24 protein-coding genes and 1 other annotated feature are annotated in these 25,580 nt (G+C 49.4%); of the genes, 4 read left to right on the top strand and 20 right to left on the bottom strand.

The genetic code is table 11. From position 1 onward, the window contains the following. Positions 1 to 6 precede the first annotated feature (6 nt). Together C7E00_RS03245 and C7E00_RS03240 are read right to left on the bottom strand one after the other, a co-directional pair. Complete coding sequence (locus C7E00_RS03245; protein ID WP_105302902.1) at positions 7 to 1,518, bottom strand: sugar ABC transporter ATP-binding protein; 1,512 nt, start codon at positions 1,516 to 1,518, stop codon at positions 7 to 9. Positions 1,519 to 1,633: 115 nt separating this feature from the next. After that, complete coding sequence (locus tag C7E00_RS03240) at positions 1,634 to 2,944, bottom strand: substrate-binding domain-containing protein (protein WP_239928525.1); 1,311 nt, start codon at positions 2,942 to 2,944, stop codon at positions 1,634 to 1,636. Positions 2,945 to 3,401: 457 nt separating this feature from the next. Between C7E00_RS03240 and C7E00_RS03235 the strand changes: the two genes are divergently transcribed. Beyond that, on the top strand, positions 3,402 to 4,055 hold the full coding sequence (locus tag C7E00_RS03235) for a zinc ribbon domain-containing protein (RefSeq protein ID WP_105302901.1): 654 nt from the start codon (positions 3,402 to 3,404) through the stop codon (positions 4,053 to 4,055). Positions 4,056 to 4,342: 287 nt separating this feature from the next. Here C7E00_RS03235 and C7E00_RS03230 read toward each other — a convergent pair whose 3' ends face one another. The 3 genes from C7E00_RS03230 to C7E00_RS03225 all read right to left on the bottom strand — a co-directional run bounded on the left by C7E00_RS03230 (position 4,343) and on the right by C7E00_RS03225 (position 6,881). Further along, the gene (locus C7E00_RS03230; protein WP_239928524.1) at positions 4,343 to 4,702 is read right to left on the bottom strand and encodes a phosphatase PAP2 family protein; all 360 of its coding nucleotides are present in this window, start codon (positions 4,700 to 4,702) and stop codon (positions 4,343 to 4,345) included. A 1-nt stretch (position 4,703) separates the two neighbouring features. Beyond that, positions 4,704 to 4,883: a hypothetical protein gene (locus tag C7E00_RS16310; protein WP_204378548.1), complete on the bottom strand. Its 180-nt coding sequence runs from the start codon at positions 4,881 to 4,883 to the stop codon at positions 4,704 to 4,706. A gap of 207 nt (positions 4,884 to 5,090) precedes the next feature. After that, complete coding sequence (locus tag C7E00_RS03225) at positions 5,091 to 6,881, bottom strand: subtype A tannase (RefSeq protein WP_204378547.1); 1,791 nt, start codon at positions 6,879 to 6,881, stop codon at positions 5,091 to 5,093. A 221-nt stretch (positions 6,882 to 7,102) separates the two neighbouring features. On the opposite strand from C7E00_RS03225, the gene C7E00_RS03220 reads away from it, so the two are divergent. Then, positions 7,103 to 7,882 (top strand): C39 family peptidase, encoded by a 780-nt coding sequence (locus C7E00_RS03220; RefSeq protein WP_105302900.1) that lies wholly within the window; start codon positions 7,103 to 7,105, stop codon positions 7,880 to 7,882. Positions 7,883 to 9,095: 1,213 nt separating this feature from the next. On the opposite strand, the gene C7E00_RS03205 is transcribed toward C7E00_RS03220, so the two are convergent. The 9 genes from C7E00_RS03205 to C7E00_RS03165 all read right to left on the bottom strand — a co-directional run bounded on the left by C7E00_RS03205 (position 9,096) and on the right by C7E00_RS03165 (position 16,738). Continuing rightward, a complete protein-coding gene (locus C7E00_RS03205) occupies positions 9,096 to 9,551 on the bottom strand; it encodes a hypothetical protein (protein ID WP_105302897.1) in 456 nt (151 codons plus the stop codon). Continuing rightward, positions 9,552 to 9,920, bottom strand: coding sequence for a RidA family protein (locus tag C7E00_RS03200; protein WP_105302896.1), 369 nt, complete (start codon positions 9,918 to 9,920; stop codon positions 9,552 to 9,554). Then, entirely contained in the window at positions 9,921 to 11,369 is a 1,449-nt protein-coding gene (pepD, locus tag C7E00_RS03195) for a beta-Ala-His dipeptidase (protein WP_167836441.1), read from the bottom strand. Positions 11,370 to 11,493: 124 nt separating this feature from the next. After that, positions 11,494 to 11,781 carry an ABC transporter permease gene (locus C7E00_RS03190; protein WP_338022628.1) on the bottom strand — a complete coding sequence of 96 codons (288 nt, stop codon included), beginning with the start codon at positions 11,779 to 11,781 and terminating at the stop codon, positions 11,494 to 11,496. A gap of 112 nt (positions 11,782 to 11,893) precedes the next feature. Next, positions 11,894 to 12,742 carry an SAM hydrolase/SAM-dependent halogenase family protein gene (locus tag C7E00_RS03185; protein ID WP_105302893.1) on the bottom strand — a complete coding sequence of 283 codons (849 nt, stop codon included), beginning with the start codon at positions 12,740 to 12,742 and terminating at the stop codon, positions 11,894 to 11,896. Continuing rightward, the gene (locus tag C7E00_RS03180) at positions 12,739 to 13,587 is read right to left on the bottom strand and encodes an SAM hydrolase/SAM-dependent halogenase family protein (protein WP_105302892.1); all 849 of its coding nucleotides are present in this window, start codon (positions 13,585 to 13,587) and stop codon (positions 12,739 to 12,741) included. Before C7E00_RS03180 ends, C7E00_RS03185 begins: the two co-directional genes overlap by 4 nt. Positions 13,588 to 13,595: 8 nt before the next feature. Further along, positions 13,596 to 14,444 carry an energy-coupling factor transporter transmembrane component T family protein gene (locus C7E00_RS03175; protein ID WP_105302891.1) on the bottom strand — a complete coding sequence of 283 codons (849 nt, stop codon included), beginning with the start codon at positions 14,442 to 14,444 and terminating at the stop codon, positions 13,596 to 13,598. Beyond that, positions 14,441 to 16,147, bottom strand: a complete 1,707-nt coding sequence (locus tag C7E00_RS03170; protein WP_105302890.1) for an ABC transporter ATP-binding protein — start codon at positions 16,145 to 16,147, stop codon at positions 14,441 to 14,443. Before C7E00_RS03170 ends, C7E00_RS03175 begins: the two co-directional genes overlap by 4 nt. Positions 16,148 to 16,150: 3 nt before the next feature. Then, on the bottom strand, positions 16,151 to 16,738 hold the full coding sequence (locus C7E00_RS03165) for an ECF-type riboflavin transporter substrate-binding protein (RefSeq protein ID WP_105302977.1): 588 nt from the start codon (positions 16,736 to 16,738) through the stop codon (positions 16,151 to 16,153). Positions 16,739 to 16,790: 52 nt separating this feature from the next. Then, positions 16,791 to 17,028, bottom strand: a binding site (T-box leader). A gap of 414 nt (positions 17,029 to 17,442) precedes the next feature. Here C7E00_RS03165 and C7E00_RS03160 point away from each other — a divergent pair. Both C7E00_RS03160 and C7E00_RS03150 read left to right on the top strand, forming a co-directional pair. After that, positions 17,443 to 18,591, top strand: a complete 1,149-nt coding sequence (locus tag C7E00_RS03160) for a GGDEF domain-containing protein (RefSeq protein ID WP_167836440.1) — start codon at positions 17,443 to 17,445, stop codon at positions 18,589 to 18,591. Between the two features lie 311 nt (positions 18,592 to 18,902). Next, entirely contained in the window at positions 18,903 to 19,361 is a 459-nt protein-coding gene (locus tag C7E00_RS03150; protein WP_105302887.1) for a hypothetical protein, read from the top strand. 274 nt (positions 19,362 to 19,635) lie between these two features. Here C7E00_RS03150 and C7E00_RS03145 read toward each other — a convergent pair whose 3' ends face one another. From C7E00_RS03145 to gatC, 6 genes are read right to left on the bottom strand one after another with little or no spacing between them, the layout of a single operon-like run. Then, positions 19,636 to 20,307 carry a DNA alkylation repair protein gene (locus tag C7E00_RS03145; RefSeq protein ID WP_105302886.1) on the bottom strand — a complete coding sequence of 224 codons (672 nt, stop codon included), beginning with the start codon at positions 20,305 to 20,307 and terminating at the stop codon, positions 19,636 to 19,638. Positions 20,308 to 20,352: 45 nt separating this feature from the next. Next, positions 20,353 to 21,681, bottom strand: a complete 1,329-nt coding sequence (rlmD, locus tag C7E00_RS03140; RefSeq protein ID WP_239928523.1) for a 23S rRNA (uracil(1939)-C(5))-methyltransferase RlmD — start codon at positions 21,679 to 21,681, stop codon at positions 20,353 to 20,355. Positions 21,682 to 21,693: 12 nt separating this feature from the next. Continuing rightward, complete coding sequence (locus C7E00_RS03135; RefSeq protein ID WP_105302885.1) at positions 21,694 to 22,368, bottom strand: hypothetical protein; 675 nt, start codon at positions 22,366 to 22,368, stop codon at positions 21,694 to 21,696. A 9-nt stretch (positions 22,369 to 22,377) separates the two neighbouring features. Then, complete coding sequence (gene gatB / locus C7E00_RS03130; RefSeq protein ID WP_105302884.1) at positions 22,378 to 23,820, bottom strand: Asp-tRNA(Asn)/Glu-tRNA(Gln) amidotransferase subunit GatB; 1,443 nt, start codon at positions 23,818 to 23,820, stop codon at positions 22,378 to 22,380. Between the two features lies 1 nt (position 23,821). Beyond that, positions 23,822 to 25,234, bottom strand: coding sequence for an amidase family protein (locus C7E00_RS03125; protein ID WP_105302883.1), 1,413 nt, complete (start codon positions 25,232 to 25,234; stop codon positions 23,822 to 23,824). Then, the gene (gene gatC, locus C7E00_RS03120; RefSeq protein ID WP_105302882.1) at positions 25,234 to 25,530 is read right to left on the bottom strand and encodes an Asp-tRNA(Asn)/Glu-tRNA(Gln) amidotransferase subunit GatC; all 297 of its coding nucleotides are present in this window, start codon (positions 25,528 to 25,530) and stop codon (positions 25,234 to 25,236) included. The genes C7E00_RS03125 and gatC overlap by 1 nt, the downstream gene beginning before the upstream one ends. Between the last annotated feature and the right edge of the window lie 50 nt (positions 25,531 to 25,580).

Here is a 25,580-nt window from a genome sequence, read left to right as displayed (position 1 = left end):
CCTCTCTCACAGATACATAGCGCTGAGTCTCAGCAGCTCTTCCTGATTTGTTTCCTTCGTATTGACGATGCCGGAAAGGTGTCCGTTTGACATCACACCGATCCGGTTTGTGATTCCGAGAATCTCCGGCATCTCAGACGATACCACAATGATGGTCTTTCCCTGTTTTGCCATCTGAATGATCAGTTCGTAGATCTCGTACTTCGCGCCGACATCAATACCTCTCGTCGGCTCATCCATCATGAACACGTCAGGTTCACGCTCCAGCCACTTTCCGAAGATCACCTTCTGCTGGTTGCCTCCGGAGAGACTTGCGATCATATCATCCGGTCCCAGGCATTTGGTATGCATGGTCCGGATTTCCTTTGCGGTTGCTTTCTTCATATCCGGATCAGACAGGACAACCGATCCATGCTTATACTGCTCCAGATTGGCAATCGTCGTATTGAAGGTCAGATCTCCCTTGAGGAACAATCCATTTGCCTTGCGCTCTTCTGTGATCAAAGCAAACCCATTGTCCATCGCTTCCTTCGGATTGTTGAAGTTGCAGAGCTTGCCATTATAGTACACACGCCCGCTCGCTCTCGTACGGACACCGAAGATCGTTTCAAGAAGTTCGGTTCTTCCAGCTCCGACCAGACCATACAGACCGAAGATCTCGCCTTCTCTGACATCGAACGAAATATCCTTCAGCCATGGCTTATACTTTGTGAACAGATGCTGAACCGAGAGAATCGGTTCTTTCGGAGTATTGTCTACTGGCGGAAAACGATTATCCAGAGAACGCCCGACCATTGCCGTGATCAGATCATTCATATCCGTCTCTGCAATCTTCTTCGTCATGACCATGTGACCATCACGGAGAACAGATACTTCATCGCAGATTTCGAATACTTCATCCATCTTATGCGAGATATAAATCAGAGAAATGCCGCGATCCCGCAGCTTTCTCATCATTCCGAACAGTTTCCGGACTTCCGGTTCCGTCAGCGAAGACGTCGGCTCATCCAGAACGATCAGCTTGGAATGATAGGAAATTGCCTTGGCAATCTCGCACATCTGTCTTGCCGATACGGACATCGTCCGCATCGGAGCACTCAGATTCACGGTCAGGCCCAGACTGCGGAACAGTTCTGCCGCCTCCCGCTTCATGCGTGCTTCATCGACTACGCCGAACCGGTCAGTCGGATATCTTCCGAGGAACAGATTATCTACAACAGTGCGATCAAGAGCCTGATTCAGCTCCTGGTGTACCATTGCAATTCCATTTTCCAGTGCATCTTTCGGACCCGCAAAGTTGACTTCCTTGCCATCCAGAACAATCGTTCCCTCGTCTTTCTGGTAAACACCGAAGAGACACTTCATCATCGTGGACTTTCCGGCGCCGTTTTCTCCCATCAGTCCCATGATGGTTCCGCGCTTCACATCCAGGTTGATATGATCCAGAACGCGGTTGCGCCCGAAACTCTTGCACATTCCCCTTATTTCAAGAATATTGTCTTTTGTTTCATCAGCCATGCTATCACCTCATACAGTGGTGAAATCCTCCGCGTATTCCGCATCAGATTTCATAAGATGAAGGGCTGCAAGGGACAATTGCCCGCAGCCCATCAGGAGAAGCTCAATTCAGAAATTACTGAAGCAGCGAAGTGTAGGAAGCAGCGTTGTCAGTCTTGACCATGTTGATTGCAAATGCATCATACTGATCAGGGTTTCCGAGACGGTTCGTGATGTTGGATTCTGTCTGGCCATCGCCGCCGATGTATTCAACATCAAGGTTCAGCAGATCGTCATACTTTTCCAGCAGCGGCTGATAGGTAGCACTCAGGAAGTTATCTGCAGCATTGTAAATGTCGAGCCATACTTTCTTCGTCGGGGAAGTTCCAGCATCGAGCTGATTGCTTACCGGCTTGTAAGTAACAGTAGCATCCAGGAAGTCCTGATAATTGTCAGCAGTGACAGCAAGGTTCAGAGCATAGAAGGAACGCTGGTCTGCATTGTATTCATAGTCGGTGCCTTCCGTCAGAACGTTGCCAGCATCATCTGCAACAGAGATACCGGTATTGATATCAACACCATCCAGGCAGTTTCTCAGAACACGGAGCGTAAGATAAGCCTGAACGTCAGCATGCTGGGAGATCGTTCCTGCATAGCCATCAGCGATTGCGGCAACAGCATCAGAGTTTGCGTCATATCCGAAGGTCGGAACATTGTTCTCCTTGGACCAAGCATTGAACATTGCCATGCCCATGCCATCGTTATTGGAAACAACGACATCAATCTGATCGCCGAAGGAAGAAGCCCATGTACCGATTGCGTTTCCTGCTGTAGCAGCATCCCATGTTGCACCAGCAGAGTTCTTCATTTCCTGAGAAGCAAGTTCACGTACGACATAGGTCGTTCCGTCGATTTCAATGGAGCCATCCTGAACATTGGTGGAAGATCCATCAACGTTGGTTCCTACCGGCTGAGCATTGACGCCATTTGCATCATCAACTGCTGTGCCGAGGGCGCTGCGGACGCCGCGGGTACGTGCGATGGAATCGTTATGTCCGATATCGCCGATTGCAAGAACATAGCCGATGATTCCGTCACCATTGCGATCCAGTTCAGCACCGTGAGAAGTGATATAATCAGCAACCATCTGTCCCTGGAGTTCAGCACCCTGGTTCGCATCGAATCCTACATAATAGGTATCCTTGTTCCAGTTCAGAGCAGTCATATCCAGTTCACCAGTCGAGCTGTTGGACGGCTGACGGTTGAACCAGACAAGCGGCTTTGCTGCATTTCCTGTAGCCTCTGCTGCTGCAGCAGCGGTCGCTGCCGAAGATGCCGCAGCAGCTGAAGTAGCAGCTGCCGAAGAGCTTGAGCCGCCGCATCCTGCAAGCAGAGTTGCAGACATTGCAGAAGCCGTGAGAATACTGAAAATCTTCTTCGAGTTCACAATTATTTCCTCCCTTGTGATCTGAGGTTTCCCTCATCAACAGTTATAATTTAGCAAGCGCTTACATTCCGGACCATACAATTTTTTTCTGTGAACCCTTAAGATTTTTCGGTTCTCTTCTTGTGATTTTTTTCCTTCCGTTTCCCAGGTTTCTGAAGAAAAATTACCTTTCGAATGCCGATTCCCTTTATCATGTATGCAGGTAAGTACCTTGTTATTTAATGCGCCGAAAAAAAATCTGATTCCTGCATGCAGAAATCTGCTTGGAATAGCCCAGGCAGATCAGGGTGAAATAGGTATTTTTTTCCATACATAATAGCAAAACCGTACAGATTTCTGTATCGTTCGATCAAAAGGCTCTCATCCTTCAGACCCTTATGGATTTTGTGAAGTGATGTGATTTACCCAATTCTTCCGGAAAATGATTACAGTGAAGAATGAAAGGAAGGCATAGAATATGTCTGATATCGAAACAAGAGGATTCATCACTGAAAAACTATATCCGGCAAATGGCCGTTCTGCTCAGGATACGGCCTATGCGCTGGCAAAATACCTGGATACGGATAAGCATATGATCACCCAGATCATGCGTACCCGCCAGGGCTATCTCGTCCAGTGCAAGGGAGATGCCAACATGGAATGGACCAAATATGTCGGCATGGACGCTGCAGTAAGCATCCGCATCAATGAAGAAGACGCGAATCTAAGGATCTCGGTGGCTGCCGAGAAATGGGTTGAGAAAGCCGGCTTTGCGGCACTCGGTATCGTCTTCTCCCCGCTGCTGGTAACCGCAGGGCTCGGAGCAGTCCGTCAGTTCGGTCTCTTCGATGATATCTTCCGCTTCCTCGACAGCTATATCGGCGCAGAACCGCTCGAGACAACTACTTCGAATCCATTTACCGGAAAGAATGCAAAGGATACGGACAGCACGGTCAGCAGTGACTCCGTCACCTGCCCGAGCTGCGGAGCTCTGAACAAGCCCGATGCGAAATTCTGCCGGAAATGCGGAAAGCCGATGCAGATCTCCGGAGAGAAACATTGTCCGAACTGCGGTGAGGTTGTTGATGAAGATGACAGTTTCTGCCCTAACTGCGGTCAGAAACTGAACTGACAGAATCCGATAAGAACTGAGGAGCCTTCTTAGCTGAAAGTTCCTCAGCTTTTTTCTATCCACCAGAGATGAATCTGAAGAGATAGACGCATCAGATTACAGAACGTATGCTCCGTATAGAATATTGAGAACAGAGCGCTGTTCTTTCTGAAGGAGATCATATGAATTCAGCACTTCTAATCGGCAACTGCCGGCATGCCATGGCTAATTTATACCCCGTGATCCTGGAACAGGGCTGGTAGGCAGATGGAATCTGCACCCGCTCGCTGGAACATTCCGAAGCTGCACTAGCGAATTACGGCTTTTCCGGAATGCCTTATGAAGTCATCGGAACGATGCTTGCTTCTGAATCCGCTTCGAAAGTCATCGATATGCAGATGAGCAAGATGATCCGCAATCCGATAAGCCGCCCATCCGCAGAACAGACCGGTGACGATCCCTGTAAGGATACCCGCCGGATAATGCAGATACAGGTACATTCTCAAAAACGCAATCAGACATGCAAGCACCCGTGCCGGCACTCTCAGCTTTCTGAAAGAATCCGAATTCATCAGCACGAAAACAGCCGCAAACGAAAATGACGCATGTCCGGATTGGAAGGAATAATCTGTCGGCCGCGGCACCAGCAAAACAATTGCTGTATTCACATCACAAGGCCGCACTCTCTGAAACAGTTTCTTCAGAATTCCATTGCATCATATGACATCCAGGGCAAGTGCCATCAGTATCACCATTCCCGCTGTTCTCGTCTTCTTCAGCAATAGCAGAATAAACGGGAGAATCAGAAAAATCACCAGGCCATTCGAAATCAGCGGCATCAGAAATCAAGCACCGGACCTCTCAGCGTCTGTATCGCATTCAGCATCTGCAGTTCCATAAGCTCCTCCTCAGGACAGAATCTCTTATCCGCAAAGGAGAATAGCAAAGACATTTAACACAAATCCGTTCAGAATCTGAACAAATTCTTAACATCCCGATTCAGACAGAAAAAAGCTCCGGAGATTGTTCTCCAGTGCCGAATTTCCAAAGCAGTCTCTACTTCGTGCACTCTTCAACCCAGGCAATGAAGTTGGAGACATAATCTCCGGTACGCTCAGCAGTAGTATGACCGAGTCCCCAGACCGTTGCGAAGTCTACTGACTTCACGCCGGAATACTGCTGCAGTGCAAGAGCCAGATTCGCTTCAGTGGTAAGAGCAGTATCAGACTGGCTCAGACCAGTGCGGATCCGCCAGTAAGAAGCCACATCTGCAGTCCCGTATCCATCATAAGAATCAAGCAGGTAATACAGAGGAGTATACATATTCAGACGGGTCTGAACCATATTGCCGACACTGTCTGTCTTTGCAAGATCCGTTTCAAACGAAGAAGCATAATCAGTGCCGCGGACAATCTCTGCAAGCGTCGAATCAAAGTGTGCGCCATTGCCATCGCCATATCCGAACAGCGTATTCTCACCCTGGCTTGCATCAAGCTGATCAAACGCAGCCAGTCCTTTGGAAGCATTCTTCATCACCTTTACGAAGTCAGCAATCGAAGTGATGGTTGCCGTATTCGTAGCCGTATCATAGGTTACCCAGGTTCCATTCGCATTCAGCGCATCAATGTAGTCCTGAGCAGTCTCATAAGTACCAGTCAGTGACAGGCCGGAAGAATTGCTGGTGTCTCGCGTGATGCCATCGTTCTGTTCTGCATTAGCCATATCATTGCTGGAGGAAGCAGAAGCATCAGGTGCTGTTCCATCCGGTGCTCCATCTGGCTTTTCGCCATCCGGCATGCCGCCTCCGCCCGGACCGCCAGCCATAGAATTGCTTGAGGATGCGTCATACGGGAATTCCGTATCACTCAGGAAGTTATTCAGAGATTCCTCAATGACTGACTTCAGATAATCATAATAGGAACCAGACTGATAGATGCCATCATCAGATGCCTCCAGAGTCAGCACATTGCCATCCGCGTCCTTCAGATCTGCACTGTTGACCCATTGTGCATAAGCATTTGCAAGCGCATCGCTGATCGACTGTTCTTCATCGCTCAGTCCGCTGCGCGTAGAACCCATCATCCATTCATACGATTCATCCGCAGTATCCAGATTCGTGATCGGGCACCATGCCATCACACCCTGAACTGCATCGCTCACTCCCATGACCGCACCGATTGCTTCAAGATACGGCGTATAGAGATCGCTGTTTCCGGAAGAACCGAAAATCGAGCCCTGGGCACCTCCGCCGCTCATACCGAATACGAAAATCTGATCCGTATCACCGGCAATCGTCGAGGCAGAATATCTGAGATACCGGATCGCAGCCTTCATGTCCGTGACTCCCGCAGGCGCACCAGCATCTCTGCCTCTGCATCCGGCATGCACATAGACCATACCCTTGCTCGTATACTCGGTGAAACTCTGATACTCCGTCAGCGCTTCCTGTGCAGAATAGCCCGGCGTATTCACCGGCATCACAATCGGTGCGGTCGATGCCGTATAGTCATTCACTTCTGCTTCCGTATTGACGGTCACGGTATAAGTACCGTCGCCATTGTCTGTCGTATCAAAATAGCTGCCCGGCACGAAGATCGCCAGCGTCTCATAAGAAGCATCAGCCGGATCAGAACAATACTGAATACCGATCTGATAATAGACATCATCGTCGCTGTTGTACTGCCATTTCGTGTTGTCGATCATGGAAAGATCTGTGGCAGCTGCAGCAGTCGCTTCTGTTTCTGCTGAAGCAGGCGCAAAAGCACTGCTATGTGTACTGGCCGTCGAGCTGCTGCACCCGCACAGCAATAGTGCCATAGCCGAAATACCTGATATGACTCGTTTCATTTTCTGCCTCCGAGCACGAGTCATTTTATCTAGGAAGTCTGAAGTCTTTCTGAATTCCATCTGCAGATTTGTTCAGATTTCCATTCTGCTTCAATTCCGGAAATCTATTATTATTAAACTTATTGTTTACTTTTACGAAACTGTCTGATATAACTTTTTCATTCCCGGCAGGAGACGCATCACTTCAGAAACAGACACCGGGAAATCAAGGGGGAAAACAAATGAAAAAACAGGTTTCTTTTCTTCTTCTCTGTGCATCTCTGTTAGCAGGATGCACCTCGTCTGGTTCTGCATCTCACGGCAATTACACCGATGAAATGAAAATTCCTCATACCGTGGATCTGAGTCCGGAAGACGGTTCCGACAGCGTAGAGCGTCAAGGCGACCATAAAGACAGTCCGTACTTCAATACACTGGACTTCTATAACATGAACTCCACGGATACTCTGACCATTCTGCACAACTTCAAAACCCAGCAGCAGACTTCTGAATGGAGCTGCGGCGTTTCGTCTGCACTCATGGTGATGAACTGGTATGGGAAACTCGGCGATTATAACGAAGAAAGTCTCGCTGCTTTCCGCAGCAACGGCACGGAGCCAGGCGCTACCAGCATGTCTCAGCTGGTCGAGATCTTCGACGGCGTCGGCGGCTTCAATACATACTCCACGCTGGACTGCATGGATACCGTATATGATGTATTCACGTTTGACTATATCCAGGGCACGCTGAAACAAGGCCATCCGATCATCGTCGGCTGGAACGACTGGGGCGGCCACTGGCAGGTCATCATCGGCTACGATACCATGGGAACCGATACGACCCAGGACGATGTAATCATTGTGGCAGATCCCTACGATACAACTGACCACAACCAGGATGGCTACGGCGTCTACAGTGCGGAGCGCTTCCTGTACAACTTTACGTTCTACAACTTCTTCGATGAAGAATCCGGGGAACCGAATGACATGTGTTTCCTGACTGCAGTACCAGTCGAAGAGTAACTATTCAGAATGTCTGAGTTCTCAGGCATTCTTTTTGGCTTAATTTGCAGGTTGGCGATCTAGGCTAATAAGCAAACAGGTCCGAAGTCTTCATATCACAGATTCTGAAGAAGTCCGGGACATTGCTGAGTAAAGTTCTGACCTCAAGCAGCACTTCATCAGCAGCCAATCTTGCATATTCAGGACTGTTGCCAGCAGTGCAGCAAGCTGGGTTGATATACTTTGCTGCCACTACTCTGTATCCGCGATTCCATTCATCAAAGATGGTCTGCAGAGATAGATATAGGGCTTATGATCACCTGCTGCTCGAAACTCACAGTTCTTCTGATTCAGGATCCTCTGATATGCAGTCTTGCCATCAATCCAAGTCAAGGCAGTTCCCAGAAAGATTCTTCTGAATTTTCTCGATATCTTCCAATTTCGGAGCTGCCATGTTCGCTGCCTTGAGAACTGTATCTCCTTATCTCTGCACTGCGGTAAGCAGACATATCTGTTCACTGGAAAGCCCGCGATTTGATGCTTTTCGCTTTTATCACTGTTCAGAAGGTATTTTTCATCCATCTCTACTTCATCGGAAACCACTGTTTCACTGGCAATGGATTCCAGGGCGTGGAGAAGCTTCATGCGCATTCTCCAGACGGTATAAGAGCTGATGCCGAGGCTCTCAGCAGTCTTCTGGATCGGAACCTGCTGAAAAGTGTCCTTGATCAGCTGATCCCATTTCGAACGGACCTGCTAAGAGTAATACGTGAGATGGCCATAGTCGACCACGGTCCTATGATTGCATGAATGGCAGACAAGCATCTGCTTTCCGGAGCTGGCTCTTCCGCCTCTGGTTTAGTTCGAAGTCTTTGAGCCGCATTTTGGACAGATCTTTATGCAGTAACTCCGGGAAGCAATGTTCAGGATCATGCAATTCTCCAGATCGGGCAGAAGCTTCTTCTGGTATGGGAACAGAGTGGAATAAATGCGGGTATCTACCTCTCTAGAGGCAGTCTAAGCCATTTGTCTGCAAGTACTGTGCTCCATTAGGCACAGTGAAGAAGAAAATCACCAACTCTAATTAAGCCAATGTATTCTTCATATTCTGGTTCTCCTATTCCCGAAAGACCTGGTATCACATGAAAAAGACCGGGTTTTCCCGGTCTGTCACTCTCCTGAATGAGGATATCAGCAATCACCTTGCGTGCAGGTTTCTGCTCAAGCAATATCTTTATCTGACTTCCCGGTCTTTCCTGCCGGAACGGATCGAGGAATGGTTCACCTCAATGCCATGGCTTCTGATGATCTGTTCAACTTCCGGATGACGTTCCAGCCTTGCCGAAAATTCCAGCATGCGATCGCCATCCTGATTGTAGAGAAAGAAGCCCTGCTTCATGCACATGAACTGAGAGATTTCTTCATACTTCATGTTCTTAGGCTTGCCGAAAAGCCTGATGTAAGTGACACCTTCATCTGTGAAGATCATGCGGCAGCGCTGCCGCAATACAACCAGGAGCCAGCCGAGGACTGCAGCCCCGAGGCAGATCAGTTCTACCGGCAGGATTCCGTCCCGGCTTTCCTCAGGCATGGTCAGACACATGATGAACAGAATTGAGAAAACTACTCCGGAAATCAATCCGACCACGAAAGAATTATCGTCTTCCTTCAGTACTGCAAGTTCCTTCATTCACTCCTCCGCAACCGCTTCAATCTCACAGAGCAATCCCTTCGGCAGCGTCTTCACTGCCACGCAGCTTCTTGCCGGCTTCCCGGTAAAGTACTTCGCATATACTTCATTGAAAGCCGCAAAGTCTTTCATATCGGCCAGGAAGCAAGTCGTCTTGATGACTTTGTCATAATCGCTGCCGCCTGCTTTCAGGACTGCGCCGACATTTCTGCAGCTGAATTCTGCCTGAGCTTCAATTCCTTCCGGGGCTTCGCCGGTCTTAGGATCGACCCCGATCTGACCGGAAGTAAACACAAATCCCTTTGATACATAACCCTGGGCATACGGCCCGATCGCTGCTGGTGCATCTGCTGTTCTGATTTCTTTCATTCAATTGCTCTCCTGTTCTGCACATGCTGTGATCATTTCCCGAAGCATCTCATAGCTCCGATCAAATGATGCAAGATCAAGCCGTTCTTCCGGAGAATGGACATCCAGACAGATCGGTCCGAACGTAATGATATCAATTCCAGGTCTCATGCCGCTGAAGATTCCGCATTCCAGACCACCATGACTCGCATGGCATTCCAGCTTCTCACCATGTTTCTCAAGCACCATGGCAAACTTCTTTCTGAGATCCGAATCTTCTTTGTAGTTCCAGCCCTTATACCGGCCGAGAATCTGAACCTGAACTCCCATATACTGAGAAAGCTTCTTCACCTGACCGATCATATGATCCAGAGCACTGTCAATCGCACTCCTGGCAAGGATCTGCATTTCCGCTTTATTTCCGTCAGTATACAGAATGCCAAGATTCAGAGACGTCAGCGTCAGCCCCGGGATCGCCATAGACTTATGCTGGAATCCATCCGGGATCAGATACAGGAAATCCAGAAGCTCTGCAGAAGAATCTCCATCCGCCTGTTCGCTGACCGGATCTTTCTGCTTCAGCTCTGCCGCAAATCCTTCATCGCTGTACTGCAGTTCTTCATGAATTCCTGCCGCGCTCTGTTTCACAGAGCTTTCCAGCTCAGCATATGAAGCAGAAGAAGTAAACAGGATCCTGCTTTCTCTGGTGATCGCATTGTCTTTTCTGCCGCCATCCAGACTGACAAGATGGAGAGAGATTCCTCTTCCCTCTGCTTCCTCGAGAATCCGGGCTGCCAGCTTCAGCGCATTGGCCCGTTCCCGATCAATCATCGCTGCGGAATGGCCGCCTTTCAGTCCATATACATAGAGTTCATATGCAGGGTCTGAAGCAGGCTCCATCTTCATCTCATAACTCATATGGATCGTGGCAGCTCCAGAACTTGAAAGCCCGGTCACGTGCTCTCCGCCGCCATCCAGGGAAATCAGCCGATCGCCATGCAGATCCTCCGGAACAAGCTTCTGTGCTCCGACCAATCCGATCTCTTCTGCAGTCGTGAACATGCATTCCAGCGGCGGATGGACAAGCGTATCATCATCCAGCACAGCAAGCATGTATGCAACCCCGTTGCCATCATCTCCGCCAAGCGTGGTGCCTCTTGCATGAAGCCAGCCTTTCTCAACATACAGATCAAGCGGATCTTTCTCGAAGTCATGATCCGAATCTGAAGTCTTCTCGCACACCATATCCATATGTGCCTGCAGAATCAGCACCGGGTCATATTCATGTCCCGGGGATCCCGGTTTATCAACTATCACGTTCCATGCCGCATCCTGCTTTACTTTCAGATTGCGTTCTTCTGCAAACTTCACGACAAAGTCGCTGACAGCCTTCTCATTCCGGGAACCGCGCGGAATCTCTGAGATTTTCTTGAACCAGTAGCATTGCGGCTTGCTCAGATCGAATTCCATAAGCACTGCCCTCCTGTTTCTCATTTCCATGATTTTATCATGTTCCGGAGGATTCTTTCTTTCTTGCCAGTATTTCTTTCACAGTTTCAGAAAAAATGATCAGAAGTTTTTTCTCTGGATCATATCAGTGATGATAGACCATCTGATGAAATCTCTTCAGGGCAATCGTTCCCATGCCGAGAACCCATACAATAATGACTGCAATGGTAAGCGCCAGCGGCAGACTCTGAATCCGCGGTGTCATGATCTCACGGATCGCTTCATTGATCCAGGTCAGCGGATCCAGCAGCGCGATCACCTGCATCACCGGCAGAGGAGAAAGCTGATGCCAGGTATAGAAGATGCTGCCAAGGAATACCACCGGCATCAGGAAACCCGGGAACATTGCAGCAACCTGAGAAGGCTTTACTATCTATCGTCAATGGGCCGAAGGCGAAAAAAAGATCCCGCTTCAGCGACTGATTGACCTGACAGACAATCTGTTCATGAACGGGATTTCCTCCATTCAGAAATTTCAGTGATGATTACTTGCTGAGCGTTACTTTCCAATGCTTTGACGGATCCATGTGATACCTCTTCAGGAAGGAAGCCTGGTTGCAGGCAATGCAGAGATACAATGTGCTGCCATTGAAGATCAGCGGTGCTCCCTCTGAAAGGAAGCCGAACGAACGGACGTAGTCAATTTCGCCATCATACACCGTCTCTTCTCCATCGCTGATATTCAGATGATACTTCTGATTCAGCTCATAGCCATGCGCTTCAAGATCACTGATCGGGATATTCGTGAATACATTTCCGAATGTTCTCGAAACCGATGTCACTTCTCCATACGCCGTATCTCCCTGCCATGCGGCATGAAGCGGCTGAGGGCAGCGCACGATCTCGGAAACCGGATAAGCAGGACCGACCTCTTCAAATGAAATCACGCCTGCCGCAAGTTTCGCTCCGCAATACGCAAACAGATCTCTTCCGTGGAACACGGAAGTCTTTACCGTGCTCTTCAGCCGGTTGACAGTCTCATCGATCTCCCGGATTTCTTCCACTCCGATGAACTCTTCCAGATGCGTCAGCGTACCGTTGTCCGGAGTCACGACGAACTTTCCGTCCTTCAGCTTTGCCACGCAGGCTCTGCGCTTCGTGCCGACCCCGGGATCCACAACAGAAACAAATACCGTTCCCTTCGGCCAGAATGGTTCTGCATACATCAGAGCATCAGAAGCCTGCCATACATTGAACGGCTCGATGCTGTGGGTCAGATCTTCCAGTCTCAGCGATTCATCGACACTAGCCGCAACTCCTTTCATTGCTGCAGTGCCGATATTATCCGCACCGAAATCCGTCATCATGACAATCCATCCGTCAGTTTCTCTCATTTCATCTTCTCCATTCTGAATTTCCAGGTAAGTCCGGTATCCAGATGATATGCCTCCATCAGATTCCCGCAGTTCAGATCCAGCGCAAGATATCTGGAAGACCCCTGGTACAGGACAGGCTTTCCTTTTTCCACAAACCCGAAAGACTTCTCATACGGAACGCTCTGATCAAAGAAGACCTGACCTTCATGCATGATCGTCACCTGAAAACGATCTCCATAGGAATATTCTTCGCTGCGGAATGCTTCATTCGTCACATTGAGCAGAATTCCTCCGAAGTGGCGATTGCCCGTCAGGATCCATCCTTCCAGCATTCCAGGCTTCAGGATTGCTTTTTCATAATACTCCGGGCATTCGACAATCTCAGACACCGGATAAGCAGAACCGACTTCTTCAAAGGAAATCACTCCTGCCGCAAGCTTTGCCGCACAGTATCCGAACAGATCGCGGCCATGAAATACGGATACCTCCTCCGGCCCATGATAGCGGTTGACCTTCTCGTCAATCTCACAGATTTCTTCAATTCCGACCTGATGAAGCAGATGCGTCAGACTGCCGTTATCCGGCGTCACCACATAGCTTCCATCTTTCAGCAATGCCACAGATGCTCTGCGGCTAGTTCCGACACCAGGATCCACGACCGATACAAAGATCGTTCCTGGTGCCCAGTATGGTTCCACTGTCGCAAGCGACAGAGAAGCCTCCCACGGATCGAAGTTTCTGATCTCATGGCAGAGATCCACCAGATCCAGTCCGGGATCCACCTGTTTCATGACTCCCTTCATCTCCGCCACTGCACCCCAGGACAGAGAAAAGTCAGTCTGAATCACAATACTCGGTTTCATATTCCTCCTCAGTACCACGGACTCCAGATCAGATCCGATCCGAAGCGGATATTATGAATCACCAGCAGAACAAATAATACGATCTGAAGAAGAATCACAATTCTCATCTGCCGATCTCCCGGCGTATCTTCATGCTCAGAATAATAAGTTCTGGTCTTTCCTTTCCCGAACCCTCTCAGATCCATTGCATTTGCAATGTTTCCGACCCGGTCGAACGAAGTGATGATCAGCGGTGCAAGAATCAGCACATTCTGCTTCAGACGCGTGCTGAGCTTCGTCTTGCGGGAATCCAGCTCCATTCCTCTTGCCTGCATGGAGATCTTGATATTGCTGAAATCACGAGCAATATCCGGAATATAGCGAAACGCAAGTTCCACGATGAAGCATCCCTTGTACGGCATCCGGATCGAATACAGTCCGGCAGCCAGCTCACTCGGCGTGATGCTCTGAATGAACACCAGCGATACAAGGAACGTCGCCATGAACTTCATGAACCGCACCAGGAAGTACCACATCGTCTCTCTCGTCACAATCGCATATGAATTGAACCGGAACAGAATCGTGGAACCTCCGACCATCTGAAGTCCGTAGTCCGGTTCTACCAGCCACATCAGAAACAGATTCAGAAGATTCACCGCCACCACGAAGATCACCAGCGGACGGATTCGCTTCCAGCTCGGATGCAGCGAGAGAAGCGCAATCAGAAACAGCACGAACAGAGGCAGGATGATGCGCAGATCCCAGGTTGCAATCAGGATCACGATGAACAGCAGAAACAGACGCACCTTGGTCTTGCCCGTAAGCTTGTCAATATACGTGGTGCCAGGATGCAGATTGATGAACAGCCGATTGTTCATGACCGCTGACTCCTCTCTTCCCGGATGAATGCATGGATGAACTGTTCTGGATCCAGCCCGGATTGCTTTGCCAGATGAACCAGCGATGTCTGCTTCAGATTTGCTTTCCGAATCACTGCTTCATCGCTGAGCACTCTGGAAACCCGATCATCCGCAATCAGCTCGCCATCTGCGAATACCAGTGAACGATCCGTGTATTCAATTGCCAGATGCATGTCATGGGTGATGAACAGGATCGTGATTCCATAATCCCGGTTCAGCTTCTCGAGGAAGTTCATGATTTCCGTATAATGCCGGTAATCCTGTCCGGCCGTTGGCTCATCGACGATGATCACCTCCGGATGCAGACACAGAATCGAAGCGATCGTCACCCGTTTCTTCTGACCATATGACAATACGGATACCGGCCAGTTGCGCATTCCATAAAGGTCGCACATCTTCAGCGCGTTGCCGCATTCGTTTCTGATCTCTTCTTCAGAAGCCCCGTTCAGAGTCATTGCCAGCGACACTTCATCATAGATGATGTCTTTGACAATCATCTGATTCGGATTCTGCATGACATAGCCGATCAGCCTGCCAAGCTCCCGGATACTGTACTGCAGGCAGTTCGTCCCGCGGAATTCCACCGAGCCCGATTCCGGCCGGATGATTCCGCAGAGCAGTTTTGCCAGCGTGCTTTTGCCCGCTCCATTCTTGCCGATAACCGAGATGCGTTCTCCTTTTCGGACAGAGAACGATACATCCTTCAGCGCCTGCACATTCTCATAGCGGAAGGAAACATCCTTCACTTCAAGCAGAACTTCTTCTGAATGCCTGCTGTCTTCTTCTTTCACCCGTTCCTGTCCGTAATGTGCCCTCAGGACCGGTGCATACTTCTTCATATCCAGACGTTCCAGATCAGAAAGCACATCGTCTTTGCCGAACTGGACACCTGCATTCTTCAGCGCCGTGAGATACAGCGGCTCCCGGATTCCGGTCTCCTTCAGCAATCCGCTTCTCAGCAGCTCATCCGGAGTGGTATCCATCTCGATCTGCCCTTCTTTCAGAAGAATAATCCGGTCAACCGGACGATACAGTACATCTTCCAGCCGATGCTCAATGATCACGACCGTCTTGTTCTGTTCCCGGTGAATCCGGTCAACCAGATCCACGGCCGTCATGCCCATGGCCGGATCGAGTGCTGCCAGCGGCTCATCAAACAGAAGCACCTGAACATCGTTGTGCAGTACGCCAGCCAGTGCCACCCGCTGTTTCTGGCCGCCCGAAAGATCATACGGAACTTCCTGAAGGAAGTCCTCCATGCCGACCACCTGAGCAGCCTTATCTACCATCGGCAGCATCTCTTCTCTCGGAACGGCATCATTTTCCAGTGAGAACGCAATATCCTCGCCAACGCTCAGACCGATGAACTGGGCATCCGTATCCTGCTGAACCGTTCCGACGATCGAGCTCAGAGAAAAGATACCGGATTCCGATGTTTCCTTTCCAGACACCTTCAGCGAACCTCTGATCTCTCCCGGATAGGAAAAAGGAATCAGCCCGTTGATGCAGCAGCCAAGAGTAGACTTGCCGCTGCCGGAAGGCCCGAGAATCAGAACCTTTTCTCCCTGATAAATCGTCAGATTGATATGCTTCAGCGTGAACTCCGTCTGCGACTTATATCGGAAGGAGAAATCGGAAAACTCAATGACAGGCGTCTTCACAGATCAGTCTTCCTGTTTCAGGTTCGTGCTGCGCGCATTGCGCTTTGCCAGCAGGAACAGCAGCGGAATTCCGACGATAATCTGAACCGACGCATTCGAGATCACTGCGGCCAGTGCCTGACCCATGGTGATGGTAAGCTCCTGCGAATAGAACACGTACGTCAGAAACGGCGTGACAAGACCGAACGCAACCGCATTTCCGACAATCACCAGAACTGCATAGATCACTGCCTGCTTGCCGGTGAAGATGCCATCATTGATTCTTGCACCATAGACTCCAAGCAGACCGACGAAGAAGCCGAGAACCGCATTTCCGATCGACCAGTCAAACCAGAATCCCCAGCCCCCGATCAGATCAGAAATCACGTTTCCGAAAAACGCTGCAACTGCCGCCGGAACTGCCCCGAACAGGCCGCCGACAATCACATCCACCAGCATTGCTGTTGTCAGCGACGTATTCGTGAATACTCTGATGCCGCCGAAGTTCATCAGAACTCCGAACAGCGCCGCGCCGATCGCTACCCCTACAATTGTTCTTGTGTCCCATTTCCCCAGAATGTACGTTTTTACAGATTCTTTCTTTTCTGACATTTTCATGTCCCCCTTTTCTCTGTATGATCCCATGAACAGAAAAAGCTTCCATCCCAAGGACGAAAGCTCTGTTCGTGTTACCACCTTGTTTCCCATCTGCATCACTGCAGACAGCTCACGGAGTACCATCATACCCCAGTCCGCTAACGGGAACTCCCGGCAGCACCTACTATTGCTTCAGCACTGCAGCTCCGAGACCATCTTCCTCTCCTCCCGCATCACTTCGTTGCACCAGACCGAAGCTCTCTATGGATGCCGGCAGATCATACTCTTCTCTTCCTCGCTGATACCCAACATTTTATCTGTATTGCTTAAAAAAAGCAACGCATTTTTCTGAAACAAGGTCAATTCATTTCTGAAAGTATCAAGTTTCTGAACCAGTCTGATTCCCTCTGACCTTTTCCCTGTGCATTGATCAATCCATTCTGTTCCGCACAGAAATCATTTTCACCGGAATTTGTGGAATTGTCCGGTTCTATGCAGGATTGTCAGAAGCTCATCCCGTGTTTTTCTGGTTTTCTGTACTATACTAGACACCGGCATAAGAAACGCATGCCTGCAGGCCGGAAAAGTTTCTGTCAATTTCAGCCGGCACGATCAGAATCGCATGAACTGTTATGATCTGAATTTCTGAAATTCAGCAGGGGTAGTATGAAACATACATGGAATTGCTTCGGGATATACAGAGAGAAGGTGATCAGCAGATGTCTATGACTGCAGTCAACTATCTGATCATCAACTTCAGCTGTCTCCTATGTGCTCTGATTCTTTACTGCCATACCGGAAACGATCTGGCCAGTTCGCTTGAAATTCATTTATTCAAGCTGCTGCTCCTCGTCTTCTGCCTCTTCATGATCGATGACAGCCTATGGGAACTTGCGATCAGTCAGACCATCTCAATTTCATACCAGGCCCGCAGCCTGCTGAATGCCATCGGTCTTGCCTGCCAGCCGGTCCTTTGCTATGTCTGGTATCTTTTCTCAGAAGTGCGCCTGAAACATGAAATCATCAGCAGGTCCTGGTTCATCCCGGTCACGGCCGCACCGATGATCGTGTCAGTCATTCTGATCTTCACTTCTCTGAAGACCGGACTGATCTTCTACAGCGATCCAGTGGCTGAATACCACGGTCCTCTCTACGATCTGGTCATGGGCTTTGATTTTATCTATCTGATCCTGGTCACTATCCATGCAATCTCGAAGTCCGTGCATACAAAATCAAGAGTAGCTAAAAAGAGCTACTTCACGATGATCACGTTCGTGCTGTTCCCGTTTGCGGCAGGAATCATCGACAGCTTTATTCCAAACACGCCAGCCATGGCCCCAAGCATTCTATCCGCGCTTCTTCTGTTCTTCGTCAATGTGCAGGAGATGCAGATCTATTCTGATGCACTGACTGGTCTGAACAATCGCCGCCGCTCTGATCAGGTTCTGGAAGAGTTCATTGAGAAAGCTGGGCCTGCCTGCGGATTCTATATCTTCATGATCGATGTGAACCGATTCAAGAACATCAATGACAGATTCGGACACATTGAAGGCGATCGTGCGCTGCAGAAGATTGCCTCTTCTCTGACTCAGGTCACAGGAAAATACGCAGTGTTTCTTTCCCGCTGGGGCGGTGATGAGTTCATGATCATCGGCTCTGAGAGCGCAATCGGTCCTGCAGAAGACTTTGCAGAGCTTCTGCGCCAGCAGGTCAGGACAGATGCAGAGAAACAGAGGCTGCCCTATGAACTTTCAATCAGTGTCGGCTATACGCTCTGTACTTCTTCTTCCGCATCTCCTGCTGATCTTACAGATGGAGCAGACTCCATGCTATATAAGGAAAAGCTCCTTGCACATCAGACGAGATAGTTTCTTCAGCAGCCATCAGAGCACTCTGATCGCTTCTTTTTTCTGCGCTCATGGTTTCCGGATTGATGCAAAAAGCTCTTCCGGAATTTCTTTTTACAGGGACCACTTTAAACAATTCCATTGACCGAACTTTTTTCAATTCTGTGACGAAGGGAAACTACCGCGCACTTAGTTCCTGGAACGAACAGGAAACCGTGATTCATGAAGGAGACTGCTATATCGGCCAGCCATCAGCGACTATGCTCTGCACAGTGACAGCAGAACCGATATCGTGATTACCGGCATCCTGATCCGGAAACAGGTTTTCTTCAATGAATATCTTTCTTCTCTTTCTGCACTTTTTCCTGAACCCTCAGATCAATCAGTACTCCGATGAATATATTCATCTGAAGCTTGAGATGAGTTCTCCGATCTGGGAGCTGCTCGATCTGATGCTAGTGGAATACGCAGACAAAACAGAAATTATTCAGAAGATTCTGAAGTCGATGACTTTCTCTCTCATGATGTATCTGACCAGAGAACACGGAAAGCAGCAGAACCAGGAACAGGAGAAATCAGCTGCGGATGAGATGATTCTGCGGATTGAAAAGTATCTCAGCTCTGCATCGCTTGGCAGCCTTTCTGCTCATTTCGGATATCACCCGAACTATATCTACGCAATGCTTCATAAGAAAACCGGAAAGGCCATTTCCGAACTTCTTCTTTCCTTCCGCGTGCAACAGGCGGAACTGCTTCTGAAGGACACCGATCTCTCTGGAGAAAATCGCTGATATGATCTGCTATCACAATACTTCAGATTTTTATTAAGCATTCCGCTTCTGGTTCCGTGTCTCTCCGAAGACCTGGAAAGAGAAGCTTGCAAAAGGAGAAGATGGAACACCCAATGCCTGAAAAGACAAATACAGACTATCCTCCATCAGATTCGAGCAGCATTCATGCATGAATGATATATTCCATGCATGAAAATGTTCTGAGGAAGTCTCTGCATTTCATGATTTCACAATTAAAGAAAACAGATTCCCTGAACAGAGAATCTGCCACAATCTACCTGAGCGTTTTCAGATACTCCTTATGTTCTTCAGAGATCCGATAGCTTTCAATAGCTTTCTGGATTGTCTTCTTATGAGTCCAGGGATCAAGCCTGCGCTCTTCAATATAAACAACTGAAGCATCATATTGTTTCGCCAGGGCCGTCGCAAAATACCATGCGACCATCATCCGGATATAATAGTCCTCACCTCTGACTCCCGCAACCCACTCCAGGTATTCTGATCTGAAGTCTTCTTCAAGAAATTCATTCATCAGCATCCGGATGGCAAATCTGACCGTATATACCTGTTCTGACTTGATCCATTTCCGGATCAGCGGGAGCAGCTTCTCATGATTCTTCGTAAAGACTTTCGGAGTTGCCTGATCGCACACTGCCCAGCAGTTCACATACGGGAGAAAGGTCTCCACTGCTTTCGCGCATTCCTCAAAATCCGGAATCATTGCGATCAGAAAGAAATGGATCATATTCTCTTCATAATACCTATGAGGAAGCTCTGCAAGAAACTTTTCTGCTTCTTCGGTTCCTCTGAGCTCTTTCGTGATCATGCGCAGATCTGGCGTTCTGACCCCGATCATCGTATCCTTCGGAATATTCGGAACAAGCTTGCTCTGGAAATCCTTGTACTTCTCATCAGCCAGTCCGGAAAGCCTTTCATATAGGGTCATTGGTCAATCTCCTTAATCTGATGAGGGAAGTTTTCTGGCTCTGATTTAATTTGTTCTGAGCAGTAATGCAATGTCTTCCACATGAAGCGTTCCCGGGAATAAATCAACAGGCTGAACCATCTTCAGCTCATACCCGTTTTCATGCATGAATGCTACGTCTCTGGCTAGAGTTGCCGGATCGCAGGAAACATAGACCAGCCGCTTCGGAGCAATCTTCAGAATCGCTTTCAGCGTATCTTCGGAACATCCCTTTCTGGGCGGGTCCACGATGACCACATCTGCCTTGATATGATTTGCAATCAGCTTCTTTGCCCCGGCCTGAGCATCGGCAGTAAAGAATTCAATGTTGTCCCTGTGATTGATGGCCGCGTTTACTTCAGCATCTTTCACCGCATCCGGAACAATCTCGATTCCGTAAACCTTCTTTGCATGCATGGAAGCGAGAATGCCAATGGTGCCAGTCCCGCAGTAAAGATCAATGACGGTTTCTTTGCCTGTCAGCCCAGCAGCTTCAATTGCCTTGCTGTAAAGAATTCTCGTGGCATATGGATTGATCTGGTAGAACGATCTTGCGCTGATCCTGAACCGGCATCCAAGCAGTTCTTCTTCGATATATGGTTTACCCCATACTGTGATCTCTTTGCCATCGAGAATCACATTGTCTTCTCTGCGGTTGATGACCGCAAGGATGCTGACAATCTCAGGATACTTTGCAGTAAGCTTCTGAATCAGCTGATCTGAGTTGCGGAACGGATACTCCCGCACCACCAGGCAGACCATGACCTGATCGGTCATATGGGCATGCTTGATCAGCACGAAGCGCATTGTTTTTGCACAGCCGAGGTCCTCAAACCAGCGATGGCAGTCCCGGATGATTGCATTGGAAAGATCCGTCTGCACCCAGCAGCGATCAAATTCCACGATCGTATTCGAGCGAGGCTGATAGAACCCCATCAGCACCTTTCCATCTTTCACCTGGACAGGAACCTGAACTTTATTCCGGTATCCGGTCCGATGTTCCTCCGTGAGAATCGGCTCCGGCGTGATTTCCATGCCTGCATTCTGGCGGAATACGCCCTTTACTTTATCTTCCTTGAAATGCTTCTGCGTTTCTTCATCCATGTGCATCAGCTGACAGCCGCCGCATTTCCGATAGACGGAACAGACCGGCTGAACACGATGCTGGGATGGCTTCAGCAGCTTGATGATGCGAGCATAGCCATAGTTCTTCTTCATGGCAGTGATGCCGAGTTCTGCTTCTTCGCCTTCCAGCAGGCCCGGCACAAAGAAAACAATCCCGCCGATATGAACTACGCCTTCGCCATCATAGGTATATCCTTCACAGGTTCCGCGCCACACTTCATTCTTCTGCATAATTGCCATCCATTATTCAGCCGTATCCGGAGAAGGAGTATCTTCGGTCTCTCCTGCGCTGACATTCATATCACCTGCAGAAGAAGCAGATGGCGCCGGGTTATTTCGCTCCTCAACCTTCTGACGCAGTTCTTCTGCCAGGGCAGCATCAATGGGTTCGCTGACCAGCTGCGTCACCGGCGCATCCATGGAGCTTGTCTTCGTCTCAATCACATAGACGAAGTTATCCGCATCCGCATCGGAGTTCTGCGTGTACACATGAATCTCAAGATCATACATCTTCATGTCATCATGCTGAGAGAAATAGACGGAAGGATCCAGCACGGAAGAAACATCATCATAGATCTCTGAAGCAATTGAAGAAGCAGTATCCGAAGATGCATCATCACTGATATCCGCATAAATTCTGAGCGTACCAGCAGCGAGATTGCAATACGTATCTTCCACTCCGCTGATGCCCTTGACTGAAGCAGAAATCTGCTTCAGCTGGTCTTCGGCAATTGCCGGATTCAGATCTCCCTCATAGCGATTTCCGAGAATCGGCTTGCCAGTATCTCCGGCTGCTGAAAGCAGAATATATCCCAGAATCACAAACGGCGTGATAAACAGAATAAAAACTGTCCAGAAAACAAATCTGGTCCGTTTATACGCCCGCGATTTCTTCTTTTTCCGAACAGTCTTTGCCATATTCCTCTGTTATTTTCCGATCCGCTTTGCGAGTTCTTCCTTGATCAGGCCGGAAACCATTCCTGGGTTTGCTTTCCCCTTCGACTGTTTCATGACCTGTCCGACCAGGAAGCCTACTGCACGATCCTTGCCAGCCGCATAATCGCTGATCGCCTGCGGATTCGCATCCAGAACCGACTGCACCATCGTTTCGATTGCCCCGGCATCAGAAATCTGAGACAGACCCTTAGCCTTAGCAGCTTCTTCCGGATTCTTTCCGTTCATGACATCATCAATCAGCTCTTTTGCCTGCTTGCTGGATATCTTTCCATCATCAATCATTGCAACGAGCTCAGACAGATCTTCCGGCTTCAGTGCGCAATGATCGATCGTCTTCTCGTTCTTGTTCAGCCATGCGCTGACATCGCTCAGCAGCCAGTTGCAGACACTCTTCGCATTCTTCGAAGTCTTCATGCACTGCTCGAAGAACTCTGACATCTCCTTGTTGGCAATCAGGATATTGATATCGTGTTCGCTGAGTCCGTATTCCTTCTCATACCGCTCTTTGCGGGCATCCGGGAGTTCAGGCATATGTTCCTGAATATTCCGGATCCATTCCGGATCCAGCCGGATCGGGAAGATATTCGGCTCCGGGAAGAATTTGTAGTCGACATTTCCTTCCTTGCGCCGCATCAGCTCCGTGGTCTGAGTCTTGTCATCCCAGCGGCGGGTTTCCTGATGCACTTCTCCGCCGGATTCCAGAACCTTCTTCTGACGTTCCACTTCATAGTCAACCGCTTTCCCGATATTGGAGATACTGTTCAGGTTCTTGATCTCATTCTTCGTGCCAAGCACAGAAGATCCCTTCGGCTTGATGGATACGTTGACATCGCACCGCATGGATCCTTCTTCCATCTTGACATCGGAAACACCGACATAATACAGCGTCTGACGCAGTGCTTCGACATATGCCTCCGCCTCCTGGCCAGTCGTCATATCCGGTTCGGATACGATCTCAATCAGCGGCGTTCCGGCACGGTTGTAGTCCAGAAGCGTCTCATTGACTGACGCAAGATGATACTGCTTGGCAGTATCTTCTTCCATATGAATCCGGTTGATCCGGATCTTCTTCTTTCCGTTCGGCGTGTCGATCATCACATAGCCATTGCGGCCGATCGGATGGAACTGCTGCGTAATCTGGAATCCCTTCGGAAGATCCGAATAGTAGTAATTCTTCCGGTCAAACTTCACGACCGGATCAATCGTCAGATGCAGAGCCGTGCATGCTTCAACAGCGAGCTTCACTGCTTCCCGGTTCACGCAAGGCATCGCGCCCGGCTCGCCGAGATCGATCTCGTTAACTGCCGTATTTGCCTTTCTGCCATACGTGCATGGTGCTCCGGAGAACATCTTCGTAGCCGTCTTCAGCTGTACGTGAATTTCAATGCCGATTGTCACATCATAGTCTGCCATCTCATTTCACCTCCGCATGAAGATCTTTGTAACCGGTGATTTCTTCAATTGCCTTGCCGAAGTCAAACATTGTTTCTTCTTCAAATGCCCGGCAGGTCAGATTCACTCCGATCGGGCATCCGTCTTCAAATCCCATCGGAACCGTCATGGAAGGATAGCCGCTGAAATTGCCGATGCACATATGATTCTCAGCGATCAGATAGTTGTCGCTCAGCTCATTCAAGCTGCGGTCATTCAGCTTCGGTGCAATTCCTCCGGAAGCCGGCGCAATCAGGCAGTCCGCATCTTTCAGGCAGTCATTCAGCTGATTGACGATCAGTCTGCGGACCTTCTGCGCTTTGCGGAACAGACGCTCCTGGTTCTCATCAAACAAGCCATAGGAACCGATGACAAACCGTCTGCGGATCAGCGGTCCGAATCCCTTCGTGCGGGAATTCGTCATGATCTCCTGCATCGAAGCACCTTCTTCACGCACTCCGAAGCGAATTCCGTCAAGATTCGAATGATTCGAAGTAGCTTCGCAGTTAGCAATCAGATAATACGTCGGCAGCATCACCTTCATGAGGTCTTCATCAAAATGGAACACCGACACTTCCGCCCCGCGTTCCTTCAGCTTCGCCATGAGGTCATTGAATATCTTCACGGTTTCCTGATTCTGCTGGGAATCCATCACGTTGCCGAAAACGGCAATCTTCTTGCCATGCATGTCCGAATTGAGCAGGGCAGAATAATCCGGAACCGGGCGATAGGACGTCGTCATATCCCGGTCATCTCTTCCCGCCAGAACCTTCAGCGTCACGCATGCGTCTTCAATCGAACGCGTGAAGTATCCGACATGATCCAGCGAAGATGCGTACGGGATGATGCCATAGCGGCTGATGCGGCCATAGGTCGGCTTGACGCCGACAATGCCGCAGAAGCTTGCCGGCTTGCGGACTGAGTCACCCGTATCAGAACCGATTGCCATCGGCACAACCCCGCTTGCGACCAGCGCTGCGCTGCCACCGGATGAACCGCCGGTCATTCTGGTCTGATCCCATGGATTGTAAGCAGGTCCGGTGAAGCAGGTCGTATTCGTGCCGCCCATGGCCAGTTCATCCATGGATGCTTTGGCAATGGTCACAGCCCCGGCTGCCTTGAGCTTGTCGACAATTGCCGCATTGTAGATCGGCACATAGTTGCTGAGAATCCGGGATCCGGCTGTTGTCAGGATTCCTTTCGTATTCACGTTGTCCTTGAGGGCAATCGGAACCCCGCGCATCAGTCCTTCTTCCGGAAGTTCCTTCAGCTGTTCTTCCGGATCCACGAAGGTGATGACGTCATTCAGCTTCGGCTGAAGTTCCTGTGCTTTCCTGTAGGCTTCGCGGCAGCGTTCTGCTGCGCCGGCCTTGTCTTTTGCCATCTCTTCAATCATCACTTCACCACCCGCGGCAGGACAAAGTGTCCTTCCAGCTTCTTATCCACATTCGAAAGTGCTTCTTCCTGCGTGATGACGTTGGACACCTGATCATCTCTGAGGAAAGAAGTCTCTTCTTCAAACGGATAGACCATCGGCTCAACGCCATCCGTATTCACTGCATCCAGCAGTTCCAGCTGCCGGTTCAGCGTATCAAATTCTTTTACGATGTCATCTGCTTCCTGATCGGACAGATCAAACATCAGCTGATGTGCCAGGCCCTTGAAATAAGCCGCATCATGTTTTTCTTCCATATCAAGCCTCTTTTTCCAATGTTCAATTCTAAAGGCAACCCTGGAGGATT

This window comes from Anaerolactibacter massiliensis, assembly GCF_900290205.1.
GTDB classification, from domain to species: domain Bacteria; phylum Bacillota_I; class Bacilli_A; order Erysipelotrichales; family Erysipelotrichaceae; genus Bulleidia; species Bulleidia intestinalis.
This window is presented reverse-complemented; position numbering and strand designations above follow the sequence as displayed.

Excerpts from the sequence above, each read along its gene's own strand:
- C7E00_RS03245 (WP_105302902.1), bottom strand. The coding sequence starts at position 1,518 with ATGGCTGATGAAACAAAAGACAATATTCTTGAAATAAGGGGAATGTGC.
- C7E00_RS03235 (WP_105302901.1), top strand. The coding sequence starts at position 3,402 with ATGTCTGATATCGAAACAAGAGGATTCATCACTGAAAAACTATATCCG.
- C7E00_RS03225 (WP_204378547.1), bottom strand. The coding sequence starts at position 6,881 with ATGAAACGAGTCATATCAGGTATTTCGGCTATGGCACTATTGCTGTGC.
- C7E00_RS03220 (WP_105302900.1), top strand. The coding sequence starts at position 7,103 with ATGAAAAAACAGGTTTCTTTTCTTCTTCTCTGTGCATCTCTGTTAGCA.
- C7E00_RS03205 (WP_105302897.1), bottom strand. The coding sequence starts at position 9,551 with ATGAAGGAACTTGCAGTACTGAAGGAAGACGATAATTCTTTCGTGGTC.
- C7E00_RS03200 (WP_105302896.1), bottom strand. The coding sequence starts at position 9,920 with ATGAAAGAAATCAGAACAGCAGATGCACCAGCAGCGATCGGGCCGTAT.
- pepD (WP_167836441.1), bottom strand. The coding sequence starts at position 11,369 with ATGGAATTCGATCTGAGCAAGCCGCAATGCTACTGGTTCAAGAAAATC.
- C7E00_RS03185 (WP_105302893.1), bottom strand. The coding sequence starts at position 12,742 with ATGAGAGAAACTGACGGATGGATTGTCATGATGACGGATTTCGGTGCG.
- C7E00_RS03180 (WP_105302892.1), bottom strand. The coding sequence starts at position 13,587 with ATGAAACCGAGTATTGTGATTCAGACTGACTTTTCTCTGTCCTGGGGT.
- C7E00_RS03175 (WP_105302891.1), bottom strand. The coding sequence starts at position 14,444 with ATGAACAATCGGCTGTTCATCAATCTGCATCCTGGCACCACGTATATT.
- C7E00_RS03165 (WP_105302977.1), bottom strand. The coding sequence starts at position 16,738 with ATGTCAGAAAAGAAAGAATCTGTAAAAACGTACATTCTGGGGAAATGG.
- C7E00_RS03160 (WP_167836440.1), top strand. The coding sequence starts at position 17,443 with ATGTCTATGACTGCAGTCAACTATCTGATCATCAACTTCAGCTGTCTC.
- C7E00_RS03150 (WP_105302887.1), top strand. The coding sequence starts at position 18,903 with ATGAATATCTTTCTTCTCTTTCTGCACTTTTTCCTGAACCCTCAGATC.
- C7E00_RS03145 (WP_105302886.1), bottom strand. The coding sequence starts at position 20,307 with ATGACCCTATATGAAAGGCTTTCCGGACTGGCTGATGAGAAGTACAAG.
- rlmD (WP_239928523.1), bottom strand. The coding sequence starts at position 21,681 with ATGCAGAAGAATGAAGTGTGGCGCGGAACCTGTGAAGGATATACCTAT.
- C7E00_RS03135 (WP_105302885.1), bottom strand. The coding sequence starts at position 22,368 with ATGGCAAAGACTGTTCGGAAAAAGAAGAAATCGCGGGCGTATAAACGG.
- gatB (WP_105302884.1), bottom strand. The coding sequence starts at position 23,820 with ATGGCAGACTATGATGTGACAATCGGCATTGAAATTCACGTACAGCTG.
- C7E00_RS03125 (WP_105302883.1), bottom strand. The coding sequence starts at position 25,234 with ATGATTGAAGAGATGGCAAAAGACAAGGCCGGCGCAGCAGAACGCTGC.
- gatC (WP_105302882.1), bottom strand. The coding sequence starts at position 25,530 with ATGGAAGAAAAACATGATGCGGCTTATTTCAAGGGCCTGGCACATCAG.